Below are 16,034 nucleotides of genomic sequence, written 5' to 3'. Positions count from 1 at the left end.
ACGCGTACGTACCAGGTGGCATCCATCCTGCCGCAGGCCTCCTGTCGGCGAAGCACCGAGGCCCGAACCGCTTCAGGTGTCTACGCTGGGTGGTGTTGTCGGGCAGCCGTGCCGCCGGAAAGAACCGGTGGCCCTACAAGCCGAGGAAACCCGTGAGTGACACCCCATTCGGATTCGGCCTTCCGCCGGAGGAGCCGGACGACGGCGACGAAGGCAAGAAGAAGGACCCGCAGGGCGGCGGTGGTCAGGGCCCGGCCAACCCGTTCGGCTTCGGCACGCCCGGGGCGGGCGGCTTTGGCGGCTCCGGCGCGGACAATCCGTTCGCCGCGATGTTCGGGTCGATGAACCCGGGCGATCTGGGCGCCGCGTTCCAGCAGCTCGGCCAGATGCTCTCCTACGAGGGCGGGCCGGTGAACTGGGACATGGCCAAGCAGATCGCCCGCCAGACGGTCGCCCAGGGAACCGCGCAGGGCTCCAAGGACGCCAGTGTCGGCCCCGCCGAGCGCCGGGCCGTGGAGGACGCCGTCCGGCTGGCGGACCTCTGGCTGGACGACGCCACCTCCCTGCCGTCCGGTGCGAACTCGGCGCTGGCCTGGAGCCGCGCGGAGTGGGTCGAGGCGACCCTGCCCGCGTGGCGCGAGCTGGTCGACCCGGTGGCCGAGCGCGTCGGGAACGCGATGGGCGACGTCCTGCCGGAGGAGATGCAGGCCATGGCCGGCCCGCTGATCGGCATGATGCGCTCCATGGGCGGCGCCATGTTCGGCACGCAGATCGGCCAGGCCGTCGGCGTGCTCGCCGGCGAGGTCGTCGGCTCGTCCGACATCGGCCTGCCGCTGGGGCCGGCCGGCAAGGCCGCGCTGCTGCCGCTGAACGTCGAGAACTTCGGCAAGGACCTCGGCGTCCCGCAGGAGGAGGTGCGGCTGTACCTCGCCCTGCGCGAGGCCGCCCACCAGCGGCTCTTCGCGCACGTCCCGTGGCTGCGGTCGCATCTGTTCGGCGCGGTCGACGGCTACGCCCGCGGCATCAAGGTCGACACCGGCAAGCTGGAGGACGTGGTCGGCCAGTTCGACCCGCAGAACCCGGAGCAGTTGCAGGAGGCGCTCCAGCAGGGCATGTTCCAGCCGGAGGACACGCCCGAGCAGAAGGCGGCCCTGGCCCGTCTGGAGACGGCGCTGGCGCTCGTCGAGGGCTGGGTGGACGCGGTCGTGCACGCGGCGGCCAAGCCGCGGCTGTCGTCGGCCGACGCGCTGCGGGAGACGCTGCGCCGCCGCCGCGCCTCGGGCGGTCCGGCCGAGCAGACGTTCGCCACGCTGATCGGCCTGGAGCTGCGTCCGCGCCGGCTGCGCGACGCCTCGCGCCTGTGGGCCTCGCTCACCGACGCGCGCGGGGTGGACGGCCGGGACGCCCTGTGGGCGCACCCGGACATGCTGCCGACGGCGACCGACCTGGACGACCCGGACGGCTTCGTGCACCGGGAGCAGATCGACTTCTCCGAGCTGGACAAGATGCTCGGTGAGGCCGCCGACAAGCCCGACCTGCGCAAGAAGGACGCCGGAAACGCCGCGGACGCCGACGCGGCGGACGAGGGCGACCAGGGCGGCAAGGACGGCACGGGCGACGAGAGCAAGGGCGACGGCGCCGAGTGAGCCTGCACGACGACGCGGTGCTGGTCCTCAAGGCGTACGAGGACCAGCCCGAGCTGAGGGACGCATACCTGGAGCATCTGGCCGCGCATCCGGACGGCCTGTGGAAGGCGTGCGGGGCAGGCCATCTCACGGCGAGCGCGCTGGTGATCGACCCCGAGCGCGGCCGGGTGCTGCTGACCCTGCACCGGAAGCTGCGGATGTGGCTCCAGATGGGCGGCCACTGCGAGCCGGGCGACGCCTCGCTGGCCACGGCCGCGCTGCGCGAGGCGACCGAGGAGTCCGGCGTCGCGGGTCTGACGCTGCTCCCGGGCGGCCCGGTCCGCCTGGACCGGCACCCCATCCCGCCGCCCTGCCACTGCCACTTCGACGTGCAGTACGCGGCCCTGGCCGCCCCGGACGCCGTGCACGCGGTCAGCGACGAGTCCCTGGACGTGCGCTGGTTCCCGTACGCCGAGGTGCCGGACGTGGCGGACACCTCCGTCGTACGGCTGCTCGAGGCCACGCGCGCGAGGCTCGGGGCCTGAGCACACCTTCGACGACGTACGAAAAGGGGCCGCGCCTTCCCGGAAGGCGCGGCCCCTTTTCGCGGCAGGCGGCGGTCAGCTCCAGACGTTGCCCTGGTTCTGGCCGCGGGCGCCCTGCTGGCCCATGCCGTACTGCGCGGCGAGGCCGGAGCCGATCTGGGCGTTCTGCGGCGGCAGCAGTTCACTCGGCTGGACCAACGCGAAGCCGCTGCCCATGAAGCTCAGCTCCCAGCCCTCGCCGGTGTTGCCGCGGCGCCGCCACACCCCGCTGGAGTGCGTCTGGGCCTGCATCTGCACCCGCAGCGAGGTGGACCAGGCGACGATCGCATCGGCGTCGCAGTTGACGTACTTGTCCGGCGTCACCTGGAGCAGCAGTGGCATGCCCGAGGTCATCAGCGCGACCTTGCCCCGGCCGGTGATGTTGAGCTGGTACTTCCCCGAGCCGGAGATGCCGTAGAGGCTGTCGACGGCGATGACCTCGTGGTGCAGCGAGGAGTCCATCGCGAGGACGTAGCTGCTGTCGACCGTCAGGCCGTCCTGCTCCACGTCCATGATGTGGATGCGCTGGGCGAGGTTGGCGAAGTAGACGGTGCCCTGCCCGTGGCAGCGCATCAGGTCGAGGCCCTCGCCGGTGTGCGCCCGCGCGCGTGACGCGCTGTTGCTCTGGTACTCGGCGTCGAACTCGACGAGCCCCTGGTAGGCGACCATGGCGCCCTTGCGGGCGAGGATGTCGTCGTGGCCCTCGAGGGCGACCCGGAGCATCTGCGGGTTCTGCAGACCCCAGCGCTCCTGGGTCTGCTGCTCGTTGTGCGCGAAAAGCGGACTCTGCATGGTGTGCTCGCTCCCCCTCAGCCCCGGACCCGGAGACGGTCGGTGCTGTCCTCACTGGGCTGGACGACGACGATGCCCTGACCGGAGAAGGCCATCTGATAGGCCTCGCCGCTGCCGCGGCCGATCAGCGACTGGGCGCGGAAGCTGCGCTTGCCCTTCACCTTGAGGTTCGGGGACCAGGCGACCAGCGCGTCCGGGTCGACGTACGTCTCGTCCTCGCCGCCTCCGCAGTCGACGACGATGGGCTTGCCGCGCGAGGTCAGCGCGACCCACCCCTGTCCGGAGATCTTGGTGTTCCACAGGCCCTGCCCGGCGAACTTCGCCAGGCCCTTGACCCGCTCCACGCCCCAGGTGAGGTGCGCGTCGAAGGCGAGCAGATTGGTGGCGTTGACGGAGATGCCCTCGCCGTTGAGGTTGATCACGACGACGTTGGCCCCGTAGTCGGCGAGGTAGAGCAGGCCGTCGCCGGAGCACTTCATCAGGGGCGCGCCCTCACCGGTGAGCCAGTCCTTGGCGATCTGGCGGACGGCGGGCGGGTTGGGCTCGTACTGGACGAAGCCCTCGTAGGCGACCATCGAGCCGACGCGCGCGAGGAGGTCGTGCCCGGTCTGCATGGCGACCTTCAGCATGTGGTTGCCGTGGTTCTCCATGCGGGCGGTGACGGGTGCGGGGGCGTAGCCCGCGAGTGGCTGGTTCATGACGGGCTCCCTCAGATCTCGTACGGCTGGACGACGATGAAGTTGCCGGGCGCTCCCCGGAACTGCAGGTTGACGCTCTCCCCGGTGGCTCCGGGGTAGGCGTTGCGGCGCATCCGCACCTGGCTGGAGACGACGACCTGGGCGGCGGCCGACCACGCGACGACGGCGTTGGCGTCGGCGAACGTGGTGGGCGTGACCGGCAGCACCACGGGGATGCCGTGCGTCTTGACGACGATCGTGCCGGTGCCCTGGAACTGCATCGTGAACAGCGCGCCGCCGGGGATGCCGTGCCCCTCGATGCGGCGGACCTCGTACTGGAGGGTCTCGTCGAAGGCGAGGACGTTCTCCGCGGAGACGCAGACGGCGTCGCCCTGGAGCTCGATCGGGTGCAGCATCGTGGAGTTCTCGGCGAAGAACACCTGGCCCTGGCCGGTGCAGCGCATCAGCTGCATCTCCTGGCCGGTGGCGTTGCCGACGAGACGGCCGCTGAAGCCGGCGCCCTTGTAGCTGAAGTCGACCTTGCCCTGGTAGAGCACCATGCTGCCCTGGCGGGCCAGTACGGGCGTGCCGCCGATGCCCAGGTCGGCGCGGACCAGCTTCTTGTTCTGCTGGGTCCAGCGCTGTCCGGTGGGCGTCTCCTTGAACTGCTGGAGCGCGCCGAGGACTCCGGCCGCCTGCGGTGCGCCCTGCGGCATCCCCTGGGGTGCGCCGTAGGGGGCCTGCTGGTGGGGCATCTGACCAGGTGGCATCTGCCCGGGCGGCATCTGACCGGGCGGGGGCTGCTGTCCGTAGCCGGGCGGCGGGGCGGGCGCCTGGGGCGCGGCGGGGGGCTGGCCGTAACCGGGGGGAGGCGCGGGGGCGTGGGGTGCGGCCGGCTGGCCGTAACCCGGCGGAGGCGCGGGGGCCTGCGGCGGGGCGGGCGGCTGACCGTAACCCGGGGGCGGCGGGGGCGTCTGGCCGCCGTAGGGGGCGGGCGCCGGGGCCGGGGGCGGCACCGGCGAGCCGCCGGGCGGCGTCTGCATCGGCGCCACGATGGTCGGCGCGGAGTGCACCGGCGGCGTGGCGGGCGCGGGGGCCGGCGGGGGCGTGAACCCTGGCGCGGGCTGCGGCGCGGGCGCGGGGGCCGGAGCGGGCGCCGGTGCGCCGCCTCCGGAGGCGCCGAACGCGGGCGGGGCGAAACTGGGCGCGGCCTGCGGGGCCTGCGGCTGCGGGGGCTGCTGCGGCTCGGCCGCGGCGGGCTCCTCGTCGGCGACCTCGCCGCCGAAGTTGCGCAGCAGCGCCTCCAGCCCGCCGTCGAAGCCCTGACCGACGGCGGCGAACCGCCACACGTCCTTGAAGTAGAAGTCGCCGAGCATGACGGCCCGCTCGGTGGAGAACTCCGAGCCGTTGAACGGGTACCGCGCCACTTCCTCGCCGCCGGCGACGATGCGGATGTACCCGGGACCTATCTGCGACATCTGTCCCGCGCCGTCGATGGTCGCCGTGAAGGACAGCTTCTTGATCTGCTGCGGGATGCGGTCCAGCGTCACGCGGAACGACTCCGTGTCGCCCGCCTGGGCGCCCAGCAGCTGAATGGACTCCTCGGGCGACTTCGGCTGGTTGTAGAAGACGAAGTACCGGTCGTCGGACAGCCGCTCGTCGGCGTCGAGCCCGAAGCAGCTGATGTCGAAGCCGAGCCCGGGGCCGGAGATCTGTACCCCTACGTACAGGTCCGTGCCCGCGGTGAGATCACTGATCCTGGCCTTGTGGCCGCGTTGGAATTCCCTGGCCATACGTACGACCGTCCCCCATCCCGTTGTGAGTGCGTCGCGCCAGGCTAACGGCAATCACGGACACGGGAGGAAGTCGGTACAGACCCGGTACACAACGCGCAGGAGCCCTCGCTCCGCGTTCACCTCGGGCGGCGGTGAGCCGTGCCGCTACTCGTCCCGGGCGCCGGGGACATGGGGCAGCCGGTCGGCCGCGACCACGCCCTCGAGGTAGCCGCGGGCCCGTTCGGTCCGCGGGTACGCCTCGAGAAGCCGCCAGAAGCGGGGCCCGTGACCGGGCACCAGAAGGTGGGCCAGCTCGTGACAGAGCACGTAGTCGACGACGTACTCCGGCATACCCTGCAGCCGGTGGGACAGCCGGATGCTCCCGTCGGACGGGGTGCAGGAACCCCAGCGCGTGTTCTGGTTGGTCACCCAGCGCACCGAGTGGGGGCGGGCCCGGCCCTCGAAGTACTGCTCCGACAGCCGCCGCGCGCGCTCGGCCAGCTCGGCGTCCCCGAGGGTCCGTCTGCTCTCCTGCGCGGCGAGCTTGTCGAGCATGACGCGCACCCAGCGCTGCTCCTCCGCCTCGGACATCCGGGCGGGGATGAGCACGACGGTGCGATCGCCCTCGCGGTACGCGGAGACCGTCCGCCGTCGGCGGGCACTCCTTCGGACCTCGATCGCGCTCGCCCGTGAGCCGTCCGTCGGCTGGCTCTTCGCGCTGCGCTGAGTCGTTCCGGCGCGGTGCAGTGGGTCGGCGGGCACGCCCCGACCGTACCCGCTGGACCGGGGGAAGTCCCGGCTCCGGGACGCTTCTCCGACGATCCGGTCACCGAGCGCCGGATTTGTACGACGAATTCGGGCACCTGTGGACAACTTGTGACGGCGCCTCGGCGGCCCGGGGCATGCTGGCAGCGCCGGCCGGGACCCTCGTCGGACCCGGCCCGGTGCCGGGCAGGCATCAGGCCTGTTCGCAGGCACGTATCAGGACAGACGGGGGTCAGTCATGCATCCGATGCTCAAGCCCGCCCTCAGGCGCGGCTGGCGCGACCGCAACACCGTGCAGTTCGGGATGACACCGGCACAGGCGCTGACCCTGGGTCCGGTGGACACGGCCACGGGCAGCCTGCTGGAGCTGTTCGACGGCACGCGGGGACTGGAGCTGCTGCGCGAGGAGAGCCGGCGCATGGAGCTGCCCGACGGTCATGTCGACCGGCTGGTGCGGCGGCTGTCACGGGCGGGGCTGCTGGACGACTCCCGGGGCGGCGGTCCGGCCGCCGACGCCTTGCGCGGGAGCCCCGAGGTGCTGGACCGGCTCCGTCCGGACTGGGCCTCGCTCGGCCTGACCACCGCCGGGCCGGGCGACCCGCTGCGGGCGCTGGCGGCGCGGCGGAGCATGCGGGTGCAGGTCAGAGGCGCGGGCCGGGTGGGGGCGGCGGTGGCGGCGCTGCTCTCGGGGGCGGGCGTCGGCGAGGTCGAGGTGCGGGACGTCGGCCGGGTGGAGCCGTGGGACGTGGCACCGGGCGGGCTGCCCGCGGAGGCGGCCGGCGAGCGCAGGGAGGACGCGGCCCGCCGCCTCGTACGCCGGTGCGCGCCGGACCGCCCGCCGCGCCGCGCCGCCCGCTCGCCCCTGGCCGAGGACGCCACCGGCCGCTCCCTGGTGGTGCTCGCTCCGCGGGACGACGTCGCCGTGCACACGCCGGACCCGGTGTCCGCCGAGCCGCTCCTGGCGTCGGGCACGCCTCATCTCCATGCCGGGGTGGTGGAGGGCACGGGTGTGGTCGGTCCGCTGGTCCTGCCCGGGGAGACGGCGTGCGCGGGCTGTCTCCAGGAGGACCGGATCGACCGGGACCCGGCCTGGCCGCGGCTGGTGGCACAGTGGCGTTCGGGCCAGCAGCGCAGGGTGGGCGCCTGCGACCTCGCGCTGGCCTCGACCGTGGCCGGGCTGGCCGCCGCGCACGCGCTGGCCTTCCTCGACGGACGGATTCCGTCCAGCGCGGGTGCCCGCTGGGAGGTGACCCTCCCGCAGCTGCACTGGCAGCCGCGCCCTGTCGTGCCGCATCGCCGCTGCCCGTGCGGTGCCGCGGGCGCCGGCCCGGACGGGGCTGACAAAGGCCCGGACAAAGGTAAGGGAGAACACACCTCCGCCGACGGGGGGTCGCACGAGACAATGGCCGGGCACGGGCCGTCGAAGGGGTCACGCCGTCAGGCGGACGCGGAGCGGCCGGCAAGGACCTGGAGGGCGCATGTCTGATCTTCCCCGCAAGGCGGTCACCCGCACCGCCAAGCTGGCCGCGCTCCCGCTCGGCTTCGCCGGGCGGGCCACCTGGGGACTCGGCAAGCGGATCGTGGGCGAGTCCGCGGAGCTGGTCGGCCGGGAGCTTCAGCAGCGCACCGCCGACCAGCTGTTCAAGGTGCTGGGCGAGCTCAAGGGCGGCGCCATGAAGTTCGGCCAGGCCCTGTCGGTCTTCGAGTCGGCCTTGCCGGAGGAGGTCGCCGGACCGTACCGGGCCGCCCTGACCAAGCTTCAGGAGGCCGCCCCGCCGATGCCGACCCGCACGGTGCACGGGGTGCTGAAGGAGCGGCTGGGCGAGGACTGGCAGGAGCTGTTCCGGACGTTCGACGACAAGCCGGCCGCGGCGGCCTCCATCGGCCAGGTGCACCGGGCGGTGTGGCACGACGGCCGTGAGGTCGCGGTCAAGGTGCAGTACCCCGGCGCCGGCGAGGCCCTGCTGTCCGACCTCAACCAGCTCAGCCGCTTCGCGCGGCTGCTGGGCCCGCTGGTCCCCGGCATGGACGTCAAGCCGCTCATCACGGAGCTCAAGGACCGGGTCTCCGAGGAACTGGACTACGGCCTGGAGGCGCAGGCGCAGCGTGCGCACGCCGAGGAGTTCGCCGGCGACCCGGACGTGGTCGTGCCGGACGTGGTGCACCAGAGCGATCAGGTGCTGGTCACCGAGTGGATGGACGGCACGCCGCTGTCGGAGGTCATCGCGGACGGCACCGAGGCGCAGCGCGACCGTGCCGGGCAGCTCCTGGCCCGTTTCCTGTTCTCCGGCCCCGCCCGCACCGGCCTGCTGCACGCGGACCCGCACCCGGGCAACTTCCGTCTGCTGCCCGGAGGTCCCGGCGGTGAGGACGACTGGCGCCTGGGCGTCCTGGACTTCGGCACGGTCGACCGGCTCCCCGGCGGACTGCCCGCCCCCATCGGCGAGGCGCTGCGGATGACACTGGACGGCGAGGCGGAGGCCGTCTACGAGATGCTCTGCGCGGAGGGCTTCGTCAAGGAGTCGGTGGAGCTGGACCCCGACGCGGTGCTCGACTATCTCTCGCCGATCATCGAGCCGGCGCGGGTCGAGGCGTTCACCTTCACCCGCGGCTGGATGCGCGGCCAGGCCGCCCGGATAGCGGATGTCCGGTCCCCCGCCCACCAGTTGGCCAAGCAGCTCAACCTGCCGCCGGCGTATCTGCTGATCCACCGGGTCACGCTGAGCACCATCGGGGTGCTGTGCCAGCTCGGCGCGACGGTGCGGCTGCGGGAGGAACTGGAGGACTGGCTCCCCGGGTTCGTCGCCGGGGAGCCGGGCGAGGAGGAGGAAGCGGCGCAGGCCTGACCGCCCGCGGGGCGGCCCGGTGCGCGTGAGGCGCGGCGGAGTTCACCACCACTGCGAGTCGAGACGCCCCTCGATCGCGCGCAGGTTCTCGCGGGAGCAGCGCTCGCAGTAGTGCAGGCGGACGCCGTTCTCCACGGAGAGGGTCCAGGTCGGCGGCGGGCCGGCGGCGCGGACACCGCAGCGGGCGCAGGCCGGCGGCTCGGGCTCCGTGGCGGAGCCCTCGTCGCCGTCGCCTTCGTGAGGACTGGTCACGCGGCGACGATAACTCCGCGCGGAGACCGCCGCGGTGTCAACGCACCGCGGGAGCCGCACCGTTCACACGGTCCGGCCCCCGCGGGGAGATCGGGGCCTCCGGCTGGGGAGGCCGTCGCTTCAGGCGGCGTGCCCTACTGCATGACCGCCATGGCGAGCGCCCGGCGGGCGCGCCGCGAGGCGCGCTCGGCCCGGCGCTGCATGCGGCGCGCGGTCAGCAGGCCGGTGGCCTGCCTCTCCCGCTGCGCCTCCAGCAGTCGGTCGTGCATATGCGCACGAGCCAGGGCTTCTGGGATGAGTTGCATCTCTCGGGTCCTGTTCTGGCGCGAGTCGTTCGCACCGCTGGTGGTGAAGTCTTCGGTCGCGGAGCCTGCGGGCTCGTGGGTGGACGGCGTCATCGGGGCCTGCTTCTGGGGGTCGTGCGTGAGGGGACGGTCGATCGTTCCGCGGGTGTTCATGCCGAAACCGGGTTCTTGCGCGGGCGGCCACGCGGCCGCTTCCGGGCGACGACCACACCCTGGACGAACAGCTCGCCACCCCAGACGCCCCAGGGCTCGCGCCGCTCCTTGGCGCCGGCGAGGCAGGCCTCGACCAGCGGGCAGGTACGGCAGAGGGACTTGGCGTACTCGACGTCCGCGGGCGACTCGGCGAAGAAGACCTCCGGGTCGTAGGAGCGGCACGGGACGGGTACGCCGAGGTTCTCGATGGCGTCGTCGAGCGCGGTGAGCGCGGTGAGCGGAGTCAAGGTCGGGTCCTCCGTGGAGCCGGGCTTGGGGATCGTGTCGGAAGGCGGTACGGACGGGGCGTGCGCTTCGAGTTGCACGGCTGGTCTTCCTCGTCTGGTCGTTTCCGGCCGGTCGGCCGGGTGTGCGGCTGGTACCGGGTTCTTTTCTTGTCCCGAGGCGCCTTGTCCTGTCTCCCCGTTCGGGGCAAACAGAAGGGCCGCGGATCCCGGATGGGGTTCCGCGGCCCTGAAGGCGCCGGCCTGATCGCATCAGGCTGGATCACTCCAGGGTTCTGGCCCACGGAAGGCCCACATCTGGTGGTGCTGCGTCGTCTGCTTCCGGAATCCGGCACCGGCCGCCGCAAAGGCATAGGCCTGCGCCTGTGCCGCTACTGCTTCCAGTGCCTTGGTCGGTCGCTCATCGCGCTCACGGACGGCAATGCCCGCGGGAGCGAGGGAGGACGCCGGACGCACGGCACGAATGCCGGACAGACCGGTGCCCTGGTTCGAGGCGCCGAGAATGCACAGGGAGACGGCCGAGCGATCGGTCAGTTTGACGCTGGTGCTGGTGTTGATGCTGATCACTGGGCTCGCCTCCTCTCGGCGTCTAGGGGACCGGGCGAACCGGTCCGCGGATATGCAAGTACAACACGGAATCAGGGCCTCCGAGAAGGCCGCTGTCCCCGTGGCTAAGAACCTATGGGGATTCCCGGGGCATGCGCAAACTATTTTTCCGACGAGTTCGCGTCAGTCCTGATCTTGTCCCTGGGCGGGGTCCCGGCCCGCGCAGAGGGCCAGTACATCGGACCCGTAGCGGCGCAGCTTGCGCATGCCCACACCGGGGATGCGGGCCAGTTCGTGCTCGTCGTCGGGGACCGCCTCGGCGATCGCGATCAGCGTCTTGTCGGTGAAGACGCAGAAGGCCGGCTGCCCGCTGCGCCGCGCCTGCTCACCGCGCCAGTCCCGCAGCCTCTCATACAGACCCTCGTCCATGTCGGAGGGGCAGTCCTCGCAGCGCATCAGTTTCATCTCGCCGCCGTCGGTCAGCGTGCGGCCGCAGACGCGGCAGCGGGCGGGGGTGCGCTGCCTGCGGCGCGGCGGCTGCTCGGGGACCGCGGTGGCCGCCGCCGTCCAGGAGCCGCGCTCGACCCCTCCCGCGCCGGCCGCGCCCGCGCGGCCCGCGCCGGCCTGCGAGCCGGGGCGCAGTCCCGTGAGGAAGCGGCTGGGGCGCCGGTTGGGGCGGCCGCCCGGGGAGCGGGAGAGCGCCCAGGAGAGGTGGAGGTGCTCGCGGGCGCGGGTGACCCCGACGTAGAGGAGACGGCGCTCCTCCTCGATCTGTTCGTCCGTCTTCGCGTAGGTGATCGGCATCATGCCTTCGGCGACGCCGACCAGGAAGACGACGTCCCACTCAAGGCCCTTGGCCGCGTGCAGCGAGGCGAGCGTGACGCCCTGGACGGTGGGGGCGTGCTGGGCGCCGGCCCGCTCGTCCAGTTCGACGACGAGGTCGGCGAGGGTGGCGCCGGCCCGGGCTGCGGCGAAGTCCTGGGCGAGGTGCACCAGGGCGGCGAGGGACTCCCAGCTCTCCCGGACCGCGCCCGACCCGGCGGGCGGCTGGGGCGTCCAGCCCTTGCCGGAGAGCACGGCGCGCACCTGGGAGGGCAGGTCGGGGGCGTCGTCGAGGAGGGAGTCGTTGCCCCCGAAGCGGGCCGCGGCGCGCAGGGCGTTGATCGCGTTGCGCACCTCGGGGCGGTCGAAGAACCGCTCGGCCCCGCGCAGCTGGTAGGGCACGCCGGCGTCGGCGAGGGCCTGCTCGTAGGTCTCGGACTGGGAGTTGGTGCGGAACAGGACGGCGATCTCGCTCGCCGGGACGCCCGAGGCGATCAGCTCGCGGATGCGGCGGGCGGCGCCCTCGGCCTCGGCGGGCTCGTCGGTGTACTCGGTGAAGACCGGCTCGGGTCCGGCGGGGCGCTGGGAGACCAGTTCGAGGCGGTGGTCGGCGGCGCGGCCCTTCGCCTGGGCGAGCAGCCCGTTGGCCAGGCGGACCACCTGGGGCGTCGAGCGGTAGTCGCGGACGAGCTTGACGACGGTGGCGCCCGGGTGGCGGACGCGGAAGTCGAGCAGGTGGTCCGGGGTCGCGCCGGTGAAGGAGTAGATGGTCTGGCTGGCGTCGCCGACCACGCACAGATTCTCCCGGTCGCCGAGCCACAGCTCCAGCAGGCGCTGCTGGAGGGGGCTGACATCCTGGTACTCGTCGACGACGAAGTGCTGGTACTGCGCCCTCACCTGCTCGGCGATGTCGTGCCGGTCCTGGAGGACGGCGACCGTGAGCAGCAGGACGTCCTCGAAGTCGATGACGGACCGCTCGCGCTTGAGTTCCTCGTAGGCGGCGTAGAGCTGGGCGATCTCCGCGGGGTCGCGGGGCGCCTCCCGGCCGGACTTGGCGGCCGCGGCCGTGTAGTCGGCGGGGACGGTCTGGGTGACCTTGGACCACTCGATCTCGGCGGTGACGTCCCGCAGCTCTCCCCGGTCGAGGCGGATCCGGCAGGCGGCGGCCGCGTCGGCGACCAGCTGGATCTTGCGGTCCACCAGCCGGGGCAGGGATCCGCCGACCGCCTTGGGCCAGAAGTACTGGAGCTGGCGCAGGGCCGCGGAGTGGAACGTCCGCGCCTGGACGCCCACCGCGCCGAGCTGGCGCAGCCGGCCGCGCATCTCCCCGGCGGCGCGGTTGGTGAAGGTGACGGCGAGGACGCTGGAGGGCTGGAGGATGCCGGCGCGCACCCCGTAGGCGATGCGGTGGGTGATGGCCCTGGTCTTGCCGGTACCGGCGCCCGCCAGCACGCACACCGGTCCGTGCAGCGCCGTGGCGACGGCGCGCTGCTCGGGGTCGAGACCTTCGAGCACCGCGTCGGCCGAGTCCGGTACCCGCGGGAAGAGGGTGGAGTGCGTTGCTGCTGTCACACCGCCATGCTGCCAGGTCGCCCGGGACAGGTGAGCCGGTTGTCCACAGGGAAGGGGTCGCGGTCGTACGAATGCGACAAGCGTCACGGGATGGGCCACGGGGGCCGGGGCGGCGGCGGGAATGCCTGCGCTTTCAAGTACGTTCCCCGGGAGACCGAGGAGTTCCCCGAGCCGCCGAAGGAGCGCGAGAGGCATGCAGGGCACTGTGACGATGTACAGCACCACGTGGTGCGGCTACTGCCGCCGGCTGAAGAGCCAGCTGGACCGTGAGGGCATCGCGTACACCGAGATCAACATCGAGCAGGACCCCGAGTCGGCGGCCTTCGTGGAGAAGGCGAACGGCGGCAACCAGACGGTGCCCACCGTGCTGTTCCCGGACGGCTCGACGCTCACCAACCCCTCGCTCGCGCAGGTGAAGCAGAAGATCGGCGTCTGAAGCCCGCCGCGTACACATCGAAGCGGGGCGGCCGTCCCTCAGGGGACCGGCCGCCCCGCTTCGTCGTGTGCGGGTCCCTCGGCTCAGAAGGCGCTGCGGAGGGGCAGGTCCTCGCCGTACCAGCGTTCGATCAGCCGGGCGGCGATCGAGATGCCGTAGGGCGGGAGCACCTCGCCGGAGTCGAAGGCGGCGCGCAGTTCGTCGCGGGAGAACCAGCGGGCCTCGTGGATCTCGTCGCCGTCCACGGTGATGTCGAAGGACGTGGCGCGGGCGACGAAGCCGAGCATGAGGCTGGAGGGGAACGGCCAGGGCTGGCTGGCGACGTACTCGACCTCGCCGACGGCGATGCCGACCTCCTCGTGCACCTCGCGGCGCACCGACTGCTCGATCGCCTCCCCCGGCTCGACGAACCCGGCGAGCGTGGAGAAGCGTCCCTCGGGCCAGTGGACCTGACGGCCGAGCAGGATGCGGTCCTTGTCGTCGATCACCGCCATGATCACCGCGGGGTCGGTGCGCGGGTAGTGCTCGGCGCCGCAGGCGGGGCAGCGGCGGATGTGCCCGGCCGCGGCGATGACGGTGCGCTCGCCGCAGCGGGAGCAGAAGCGGTGCAGCCGCTGCCAGTTCTCCAGGGCGACGGCGTGCACCATCAGGCCCGCCTCGCGGGGCGACAGCAGCAGTCCGGCCTCGCGCAGGCCCGCGGGGCGGGCGGAGTCGTCCATCCGGCCGGGCAGGGAGTCCTTCTGCAGCGCGAAGTAGCTGACGCCGTCCTCGTCGATGCCGAGGAAGTAGCGGTGGGCCTCGGTGAGCGGGGCCTCGAAGGACGGGGTCATGACGAGTTCGGTGCGCCCGTCCGGTGCCTCGTCGATGAGGACCTGGCCGCCGGAGACCACGAAGCAGCGGGTCGAGGGGTGGCTCCACGCCGCCGCGAGCCATGCCTCGTCGAGCCGGTGGTGGGCGGCGCGGTCGATGCCGCTCGGGGCGGTGAGCGAGATGGGCCGGTCGGCGGTGTGGTCGGTCCTGGTGGTCACGGGTGCTTCCAACTCCCCCGGTGGAACGGATCGGGTCGCGGGTGGTCTGGCGGACGAGGGCGGGAGGGACCGGGTCCTGCGGGCGCGGCGGTGGCGCGGCTCTTCCAGTGTGCCGCGCGCGGGCGCCCGCTTCGGACGGCGTGGGTGGTCAGGGGGCGTGCCGCCAGTGCTCGGCGAGGTCGCCCCAGAGGTGGGCGCTGGTCTCGGCGCCCTTGAGCAGCAGGTCCAGCTCGACCTTCTCGTCGGGGGCGTGCCAGCCGTCGGACGGGACGGAGATCCCGAGGAAGAGCACCGGTGCGCCGAGGACGTCCTGGAGGTCGGCGGCCGGGCCGGATCCGCCCTCGCGCGTGAACAGCACGGGTTTGTCGAAGGCGCGGCCCATCGCACGGACCACCGACTGGAGGGCGGGGTGGTCGAGCGGGGTGAGGCAGGGGCGGGTGGCCGGGCTGAAGGTGATCTCGTGCCGGACGCCCTCGGGCAGCCGGCCGGGCACCCAGGCGGCGACCGCGTCCCGGATGTGCGCGGGGTCCTGTCCGGCGACCAGCCGGAAGGAGAGCTTCACCATCGCGGACGACGGGATGATCGTCTTGCTGCCGGGGCCCTGGTAGCCGCCGCCGATGCCGTTGACCTCGGCGGTGGGGCGCGCCCAGATGCGTTCCAGGGTGCTGTAGCCCGCCTCGCCTCCGGTGCCGTGCGACTTGGCGGTGCGCAGCCACCGCTCCTCGTCGAAGGGCAGCCGGGCGAAGAGCTCACGCTCACGGTCGGTGAGCTCGACCACGCCGTCGTAGAAGCCGGGGACCGCCACGCGGCCCTGCTCGTCGTGCAGGGCGGCGACCAGCCGGGCGGCGGCGGTGGCCGGGTTGGGCACCGCGCCGCCGAAGGAGCCGGAGTGGATGTCCTGGTCGGGGCCGTACAGGCGGATCTCGCACTCGGCGAGGCCGCGCATGCCGGTGCAGACGGTCGGGGTGTCCTCGGACCACATGCCGGTGTCGGAGACGATCACGGCGTCGGCGGCGAGCCGGTCCGCGTGCTGTTCGACGAGCGCCCGGAAGTGCGGGGAGCCGGACTCCTCCTCGCCCTCGATCAGCAGCTTGAGGTGGACGGCGGGACTGGTGCGGCCGGTGGCGGCGAGGTGGGCGCGCAGGCCCAGGGTGTGGAAGAAGACCTGGCCCTTGTCGTCGGCGGCCCCGCGCGCGTAGAGGCGGCCGTCCCGGACGACCGGCTCGAACGGGTCGCTGTTCCAGCCGTCCTCGCGCGCGGCGGGCTGCACGTCGTGGTGGCCGTACACGAGGACGGTCGGCGCGTCGGGGTCGTCGCTGGGCCACTCGGCGTAGACCGCCGGGGCGCCCGGGGTGTCCCAGACCTCGGTGGCGGGGAAGCCGGTGTCCTTCAGGGCGGCGACGAGCCAGTCGGCGCTTCGGCGCACGTCGGGGGCGTGATCGGGCTGGGCCGAGACGGACGGGATGCGGAGCCACGCGGACAGGTCGTCGAGGAACGCCGTGCGGTGGTCTGCGATGTAGGTCCGGACGGCGTCGACGGCATTGTCAACGTGCTGGCTCATGGCTACGAGCC

General features: G+C 72.9%; 16 protein-coding genes. 5 read left to right on the top strand and 11 right to left on the bottom strand.

The features are described 5' to 3' along the window. Positions 1 to 152: 152 nt before the first annotated feature. The gene (locus ACFOSY_RS03735) at positions 153 to 1,646 is read left to right on the top strand and encodes a zinc-dependent metalloprotease (RefSeq protein WP_394305255.1); all 1,494 of its coding nucleotides are present in this window, start codon (positions 153 to 155) and stop codon (positions 1,644 to 1,646) included. Next, entirely contained in the window at positions 1,643 to 2,170 is a 528-nt protein-coding gene (locus tag ACFOSY_RS03730; RefSeq protein ID WP_394305254.1) for an NUDIX hydrolase, read from the top strand. The genes ACFOSY_RS03735 and ACFOSY_RS03730 overlap by 4 nt, the downstream gene beginning before the upstream one ends. Positions 2,171 to 2,245: 75 nt before the next feature. Here ACFOSY_RS03730 and ACFOSY_RS03725 read toward each other — a convergent pair whose 3' ends face one another. The 4 genes from ACFOSY_RS03725 to ACFOSY_RS03710 all read right to left on the bottom strand — a co-directional run bounded on the left by ACFOSY_RS03725 (position 2,246) and on the right by ACFOSY_RS03710 (position 6,215). Then, a complete protein-coding gene (locus ACFOSY_RS03725) occupies positions 2,246 to 3,001 on the bottom strand; it encodes an AIM24 family protein (RefSeq protein WP_394305253.1) in 756 nt (251 codons plus the stop codon). A gap of 17 nt (positions 3,002 to 3,018) precedes the next feature. Further along, entirely contained in the window at positions 3,019 to 3,699 is a 681-nt protein-coding gene (locus ACFOSY_RS03720; RefSeq protein ID WP_093766947.1) for an AIM24 family protein, read from the bottom strand. Positions 3,700 to 3,710: 11 nt separating this feature from the next. Further along, a complete protein-coding gene (locus ACFOSY_RS03715) occupies positions 3,711 to 5,471 on the bottom strand; it encodes a TerD family protein (RefSeq protein ID WP_394305252.1) in 1,761 nt (586 codons plus the stop codon). A gap of 147 nt (positions 5,472 to 5,618) precedes the next feature. Further along, a complete protein-coding gene (locus ACFOSY_RS03710; protein ID WP_394305251.1) occupies positions 5,619 to 6,215 on the bottom strand; it encodes a M48 metallopeptidase family protein in 597 nt (198 codons plus the stop codon). Between the two features lie 241 nt (positions 6,216 to 6,456). Between ACFOSY_RS03710 and ACFOSY_RS03705 the strand changes: the two genes are divergently transcribed. Next, positions 6,457 to 7,704, top strand: coding sequence for a ThiF family adenylyltransferase (locus tag ACFOSY_RS03705; protein ID WP_394305250.1), 1,248 nt, complete (start codon positions 6,457 to 6,459; stop codon positions 7,702 to 7,704). Next, positions 7,697 to 9,064, top strand: a complete 1,368-nt coding sequence (locus tag ACFOSY_RS03700) for an ABC1 kinase family protein (RefSeq protein WP_394305249.1) — start codon at positions 7,697 to 7,699, stop codon at positions 9,062 to 9,064. Before ACFOSY_RS03705 ends, ACFOSY_RS03700 begins: the two co-directional genes overlap by 8 nt. Before the next feature lie 42 nt (positions 9,065 to 9,106). Here the strand turns inward: ACFOSY_RS03700 and ACFOSY_RS03695 are convergent, their stop codons facing one another. The 5 genes from ACFOSY_RS03695 to ACFOSY_RS03675 form a co-directional block, all read right to left on the bottom strand. Next, positions 9,107 to 9,316: a hypothetical protein gene (locus ACFOSY_RS03695; RefSeq protein WP_394305248.1), complete on the bottom strand. Its 210-nt coding sequence runs from the start codon at positions 9,314 to 9,316 to the stop codon at positions 9,107 to 9,109. 134 nt (positions 9,317 to 9,450) lie between these two features. Beyond that, a complete protein-coding gene (locus tag ACFOSY_RS03690; RefSeq protein WP_006134967.1) occupies positions 9,451 to 9,774 on the bottom strand; it encodes a hypothetical protein in 324 nt (107 codons plus the stop codon). After that, positions 9,771 to 10,139: a WhiB family transcriptional regulator gene (locus tag ACFOSY_RS03685; protein WP_006134966.1), complete on the bottom strand. Its 369-nt coding sequence runs from the start codon at positions 10,137 to 10,139 to the stop codon at positions 9,771 to 9,773. Before ACFOSY_RS03685 ends, ACFOSY_RS03690 begins: the two co-directional genes overlap by 4 nt. A 171-nt stretch (positions 10,140 to 10,310) precedes the next feature. Then, positions 10,311 to 10,625: a hypothetical protein gene (locus tag ACFOSY_RS03680; RefSeq protein WP_225657013.1), complete on the bottom strand. Its 315-nt coding sequence runs from the start codon at positions 10,623 to 10,625 to the stop codon at positions 10,311 to 10,313. 162 nt (positions 10,626 to 10,787) lie between these two features. After that, a complete protein-coding gene (locus ACFOSY_RS03675; protein WP_394305247.1) occupies positions 10,788 to 12,998 on the bottom strand; it encodes an ATP-dependent DNA helicase UvrD2 in 2,211 nt (736 codons plus the stop codon). A 193-nt stretch (positions 12,999 to 13,191) separates the two neighbouring features. Between ACFOSY_RS03675 and ACFOSY_RS03670 the strand changes: the two genes are divergently transcribed. Further along, positions 13,192 to 13,434 carry a mycoredoxin gene (locus ACFOSY_RS03670; protein WP_006134964.1) on the top strand — a complete coding sequence of 81 codons (243 nt, stop codon included), beginning with the start codon at positions 13,192 to 13,194 and terminating at the stop codon, positions 13,432 to 13,434. A gap of 83 nt (positions 13,435 to 13,517) precedes the next feature. Here the strand turns inward: ACFOSY_RS03670 and nudC are convergent, their stop codons facing one another. Then, positions 13,518 to 14,462: an NAD(+) diphosphatase gene (gene nudC / locus ACFOSY_RS03665; protein WP_394305246.1), complete on the bottom strand. Its 945-nt coding sequence runs from the start codon at positions 14,460 to 14,462 to the stop codon at positions 13,518 to 13,520. A 148-nt stretch (positions 14,463 to 14,610) separates the two neighbouring features. Further along, on the bottom strand, positions 14,611 to 16,023 hold the full coding sequence (locus ACFOSY_RS03660; RefSeq protein WP_394305245.1) for a dipeptidase: 1,413 nt from the start codon (positions 16,021 to 16,023) through the stop codon (positions 14,611 to 14,613). Positions 16,024 to 16,034 lie beyond the last annotated feature (11 nt).

Origin of the sequence: Streptomyces lusitanus, from assembly GCF_042647945.1 — a bacterium.
Taxonomy (GTDB): Bacteria; Actinomycetota; Actinomycetes; order Streptomycetales; family Streptomycetaceae; genus Streptomyces; species Streptomyces pseudogriseolus.
The sequence above is the reverse complement of the archived record's forward strand: the minus strand, read 5'-3'. Positions and strand labels throughout refer to the sequence as shown.